Annotated in this window: 2 protein-coding genes and 2 pseudogenes; all 4 read left to right on the plus strand. The window is 59.3% G+C overall.

Features of this window, described 5'->3' with window-relative positions:
* On the plus strand, positions 1–676 hold a 676-nt coding region (locus QJT78_RS47635; RefSeq protein ID WP_281460742.1), incomplete at its 5' end, for a group II intron maturase-specific domain-containing protein.
* 176 nt (positions 677–852) lie between these two features.
* Positions 853–1957 (plus strand): annotated as a pseudogene (locus QJT78_RS47640) (IS3 family transposase).
* 89 nt (positions 1958–2046) lie between these two features.
* Positions 2047–3091, plus strand: a pseudogene (locus tag QJT78_RS47645) (IS110 family transposase).
* Between the two features lie 2255 nt (positions 3092–5346).
* Positions 5347–5979, plus strand: coding sequence for a YopT-type cysteine protease domain-containing protein (locus QJT78_RS47650; protein WP_281460743.1), 633 nt, complete (start codon positions 5347–5349; stop codon positions 5977–5979).
* Positions 5980–5999: the final 20 nt, after the last annotated feature.

The raw sequence follows: 5999 nt of genomic DNA on the forward strand, positions 1-5999 counted from the left end.
CCGGCGGCTCTTCTTCGTCATCTTCGCTCCTGATTCGCAGCAAGAATCCTCGCCGCTGTCAGGCAGAAAATCCACTCAAGCTACTGTCCGAATTTGCGGGGCCAGCTCTGACATCATCTGCCATTGCCGCACGCGGCAGGAAACGGAGGAACTTAAATCGGCGCTGGAACGACGGTTTGCTGACTGCCATTTATTGCTGCATCCGGAGAAGACTAAAGTGGTCTACTGCGCTGACAGCAATCGACGGCGGTCCTACCCGCAGATCCATTTTGACTTCCTGGGCTTTAGCTTCCGCCCCCGTATGGCGAAGAACCGGTGGGGCAGGATCTTCACCTGCTTCCTTCCGGGCGTGAGTCCGAACTCTCTCAAGGAGATGAGGGCTCGCATTCGAGGATGGCGCTTGCCTCAGCACTCGCCGCTTCCGCTTGAAGACATCGCGCGTAGTCTCAGCCCCGTCCTTCGGGGCTGGGATCAATACTACGGGCGATTCTACCCGACGGAACTGCGTAGGCTCTATGAGTACTTCGATGAGCGCCTCGGCGCGTGGCTTCGGTGCAAGTACAAGCAACTGAAGGGCCATCGGGGACGGTCGTTGCGGAAACTCAACGAGATGGCGAAGCAAAATCCAAAGCTCTTTGTCCATTGGCAAAAGCTTGGACGGGCTACGGTTGGATAACAGGAGCCGGATGATGCGAGAGTATCACGTCCGGATCTGTGAGCGGCCGAGGGTGAAACTCCCTCGGCCTACTCGACAGCAAAAGGTGAGCGCCTCGCGAGCGTCATGCCGTATGACCTTGCCCCGTGGACTTAATCCAGATTGAAGTTCGCTCTGGCCGATATGAGGACCAGAGCATGAAGCGCAGCCGCTTTACGGAAGAGCAGATCATCGGGATTTTGAAGGAGCACGAAGCTGGCGTGTCGGTTGCCGATCTGTGCCGGAAGCACGGCGTCAGCGATGCCAGCATCTACAAATGGAAAGCCAAGTTTGGCGGGATGGAGGTCTCGGAGGCCAAGCGGCTGAGGACGCTGGAGGATGAGAACACGCGGCTGAAGCGGCTTTTGGCCGATCGTGGACGCCCACGGGATGAGCGAACGGCGGGCGTGTAAAGCCATCGGCTGTTGCCGCATGACCATCAGATATCGGACGACCCGGGCGGACGACGCGGCCCTACGCCAACGCATGAGAGCGATTGCCGAGGTGCGCCGTCGCTTCGGCTATCGGCGCCTGCATGTTCTGCTCAGGCGGGAGGGCTATCTGGTCAACCACAAGAAACTGTTCCGGCTCTACCGGGAAGAGAGGCTCGCGGTCCGTCGCCGTGGTGGCCGCAAGCGGGCGCTCGGGACCAGGGCGCCGATGGTGGTGCCGATAGCGCCGAATGACCGCTGGTCGCTCGACTTCGTCTCGGACCAGCTCACCGATGGCCGCCGCTTCCGCATCCTGACCGTGGTCGACGAGTGCACGCGCGAATGCCTGGCGTTGGTGGCCGACACCTCACTGTCGGGCTCCCGGGTGGCGCGGGAGCTGGACCGGCTGATGATTGAGCGCGGCAAGCCCAAAATGGTGGTCAGCGACAACGGCATCGAATTGACCAGCAACGCCATCCTGACATGGGCCGACCAGAGCCGTGTCGACTGGCATTACATCGCGCCCCGCAAGCCGACGCAGAATGCCTTCATCGAAAGCTTCAATGGCCGTCTCCGAGACGAATTGTTGAACGAGACGCTGTTCACGTCGCTGGCCCAGGCCCGCGTCGAACTCGGACATTGGCGGGCCGACTACAACGATACGCGACCTCACTCGCAACTCGGATGGAAAACACCATCGGAGTTTGCCTTCACCTGCAACCCGCGACGGGATCTGGCGCTGCGCTATGCCGATGGCTCCGCGCCAGCTCCCGCCGCTGCCACCGCCCAACCGAGCAAATCTAACAGCCGGGGCGAACTCAGGACCGGATAAAACTTGATGTGGTGGAACGGCCCGCTCCAACAGCATCAAAGTGCTAGAACGTGGTCGTTGTTCGAACGCCACAAAGGAGGGACCGTTCCGTGAAACAGGTTATCACCATCGGGCTGGATCTGGCCAAGCACGTTTTCCAGGTTCACGGGGCGGATGCCGAGGGCTCACCCGTGTTCAACCGGAAGCTACGGCGCAGCGAAGTTCTGCGTTTCTTTGAGAAGCTGCCAGCATGCCTGGTGGGGATGGAAGCATGCGGTAGCGCCCACTATTGGGCGCGCGAGATCGCAGCTCTCGGTCATGAGGTCCGGCTCATTCCGCCGGCTTATGTCAAACCCTTCGTCAAGCGTGGCAAGACGGATGCGGCGGACGCTGAGGCCATCAGCGAAGCGGTGACCCGAAAGACCATGCGCTTCGTGCCGATTAAGACGGCTGAGCAACAGGCTGCCGCGATGGTGCTGAAGACCCCGCGCTCTTCTAGTGCGGCAGCGAACGCAATCGGTCAACGCGTTGCGCGCGCATCTGGCAGAATTGGGGATCATCGCCACCGCCGGCCTGGCAAAGGTTGAGGCGCTGGTCGCAATCATACGGGATGAGACAGATGCACGCCTGCCCGCAGCAGCGCGCTTCGCGCTGATGGCTATTGCCGACGAGATTGAAGCTTCAGCCGACCAGATCGAGAGGCTCGAGCGCGCAATCGTCGCGGAGGCCAAGCACGACGAGGACATGCGTCGGTTGACCACGATCCCTGGCGTCGGCGCCATTACGGCGGCGACCATCAAAGCGCTTGTGCCGGATCCCGGCGGGTTCAAGTCGGCTCGCCACTTTGCCGCCTGGCTGGGATTGACGCCGCGGCCTCATTCAAGCGGAGGCAAAGAGCGGTTGGGACGAATATCGAAGATGGGAAATCCAGAACTCCGCTCTATCCTCGTTGTCGGGGCAACGGCCGTCTTGCGGCTTGTCCGAAACGACGTTCGGGCGCGGCCGTGGCTGAAGGCGCTTCTCGCCAGACGCCCCTTCAAGGTTGCCGCCGTCGCGCAGGCCAATAAGACGGCGCGGATCATCTGGGCGCTCCTGGACAAGGGCGAAATTTATCGGCGTCCCGACCCATTGGCGATTGCCGCGGTGACGCAGTGACCGCCAAAACGATCTGACCGGCGCAGGCCGGCAGAGGGCGAGGTGCAACAACAGGCGATGAACCCATGGGACGAAATCCCGAAACGAGTGAAGCTACTGCCCCCAATGCGCTCAAGCGCGTAAACTTGATTTAGCTCCTCGTTCCGCGGATCTCATCGAGGCCAGCGGCCATATTGTGCCGCGCGCAAAGGCCGGACATATGACCGCACCGTTCCAATGTGTGAAATCGACTGAAAAAGCTCTTGCCTCGCGGGCCGTTCCACATATGGGGGCAAGGTCACGTAGCCAACGCGTTAAGGGCCGCATCTTAGTGAGGCCTATAAATCGAGCGATATTTGCAGTGGCAGCCAATGAGATCGGTTAATCATTGTTCCTGACCGTTAGCTGACGATCGAGGTCGCAGCGGTCCGCTGGATGTGCCAGCTAAGAAGTGCATTCCAGACGTCTGCGGCTATGTACGAGCCGATTTGGACGCCATAAAACTGAATGGTTTTCACATAATTGACGCATTAGGACTGTTCAGCCTTTGCGAGAAGGCCGCAAGGGATCAAGTACACTCCCGCAGAAGCAGCAATGTCGCCCGGAGCTATCTGGTGCGGCAACTGCGAGCATCATGAAGTCTGGATTCCGCCGCCAATAGGAGAGCATGGCATGATGAGGGACAATTCATTGAAGACGAGATGAGGCCTCAAGAGCCGCCGACTTCGCATGCTCAAGCGTGATGTGCGCTCTGCCGGCGATGAGCAGTGAATGCCTGGCACCGATCAAGACTGCTTCGCCGCGGAGAGGCTCAATGGCGGACTTACATAAGTAGCGGGAAGATTCGATCGGCGGGTCGCCTAACTCAACGTACAGATCGTGCCGCCGCCCGTCCTCAGGCAACCGGCGGCACCGAGCGCAATTCGAGCACCAGAGGCATAACTAGAGGAGCGTGAGTGATGATAGACATCTACCGCTTTTGCGGATGGTGCGTTGTAGAGTGGTTCAGGAAAGCTGGGCCGAGAATCGCGGAGGTTGACTTGTTGCGCGACAACGTCATCTACGTAGAGTTCAGGGCTATCCGAGAGGCAAAGGAGCGGGCGTGCGAGCGCAGGTGGTAGACAAGCTGGAGGCGGGCCGGGTGCAGCATGGCCGGTTCGCGACTGCTCCGGGATCAGGCCCTTGCGGTCTCTTCTTTGTGCAGGGGCCTTGCGGGTGTGAACTAAAGATAAGTGCATTTGTCCGTCCTGGGTGGGAGCATGTCGCTGTTTCGACACCGCGGCGTTGTCCAAACTGGGAGGAGATGTGCTTTGTCAAAGACATGTTCTGGGATGAAGAAGAGTGCGTCATGCAACTGCATCCGCCACATTCGCGTTATGTGAATAACAGCCGATATTGCCTTCATTTGTGGAGACCCATTTATCGAGACATTCCGATGCCGTCTCCGAGCTTCGTAGGCGTCGTTGGATTGAGTCCCTCAGATGCGGCAACGTTGTTCGCGCGGATGAGCGCGACAGCATGACGGACTGAGTTTACAATATCCGAGCACAAGGTGAGGCCGAGCGGGTGCACAAGCACCGGTTCGGCGTCCCGATGAGATGTCACAAGCGGGTGTATGTCAGGCTCGCTCGGCCGTTGCGGCGTGCAAGGCGGGCTGAGATGAAATGCCGCTGTCAAACAGGAGCAGCCTCAGAGCGAACAACAGCATCTCGCTCGCTGATAGCCGATCACGGGGCGAACTGGGGACGCGAATTGCGCGCTCTTTGGAGGCGAAGTTTTGGGCGCCGGGCGGCGCGGCACGATGAGGGTGAGATCGATCTCAAGCCCACGACCGAGCCTGGTTTGGTGAAGGCATCGTCTAACGCAGCCATCATCCTGACTGAAGCTGAAATTACACGAGCGCGACCTCTTTCACTGTGCAAGAGTCACTAGCTGGTCGGCCACTGCCTCACACCTGCAGCAGCGCCCGGAAGCTGGGACTGTCGCACAGCCAATTTGCCATGACGGCGATAGCTTCCCTAAGCTTGTGTGGTGGCCAGCTCCTCGTCAGTTTGCCGCGATATCGGTCGCAGGCAAGATGTGAGCAGCGCGCCCTCTGAGGAGACGCACGCGGAAGAAGCCGGTGAACCAGCATGTATAATCGAGTCGATGGCGAATACGCACATACTGAGCAAGCTGAGGAATCGAGTTGGCCCGCAGACGGTAGCGAATGTGCCCAAACACTCACCGAAATCGCGCGGCTGGAGAGCCTGGCGCCCGGCGAATTGTTCGATAGAATGGGGCTCTGCTTCAGCAAGCCGCATACCTCAGATGCAATCGATGATAGTTCAAACACCTCGGGCCTCAGCACATCCTCTCTGTCCTCCAGCTCCGAGTTATCCGTTGCCACTAGCCCTGTCCGTCCTCTGTTCGATTACAGGACGGCGGAATTGCCCCAAGCCAATGTCAGTGGAATCTGTGTTGGATTGGCCGCGGAGTGGCTCCTTGATCTCCCAAGCAGCGCTTCCTCCCGAATGGGGGTTCTGCTCCCGGGCACGGAAAATCACCGCTCGGCGGCAAGACGGCAGGAACAGTCTGAAAAGCTTAAGACTCAATTGAAAGAGGATAAGGCGGAAGGGTCTCACAATTTCCAGGCAAAAAGCACAATCTTGCGTGACGCCGGCCTAGAACCATCTGCTGAAGAGACGCGATATAGGTTTGGTACATCTTCGTGCATCGACAAGATCGTAAACGAGCTTGCGCAGGATCCATCCGTCCATTTGGTCAGCTTGAAATTCGTCCAACCTGGCGCCGGCACCCACACGATTGCAACGGCAACGTCCCCCGTGGGTCGGTCAAAATCCCCCGGGTATGGTCACTTGAAACTCCCCCACCTGATGATCGCCGTCAGCGCCGCTGAACAGCAGTAGCCGGTCAGGCAGGACGTTTA

The sequence above is a fragment of the Bradyrhizobium sp. Mp27 genome (genome assembly GCF_029953005.1).
In the GTDB taxonomy this organism is placed as follows: domain Bacteria; phylum Pseudomonadota; class Alphaproteobacteria; order Rhizobiales; family Xanthobacteraceae; genus Bradyrhizobium; species Bradyrhizobium barranii.

Bases quoted from the DNA above. Each gene is read 5' to 3' on its own strand.
- QJT78_RS47650 (WP_281460743.1), top strand. From the start codon at position 5,347: ATGGGGCTCTGCTTCAGCAAGCCGCATACCTCAGATGCAATCGATGAT.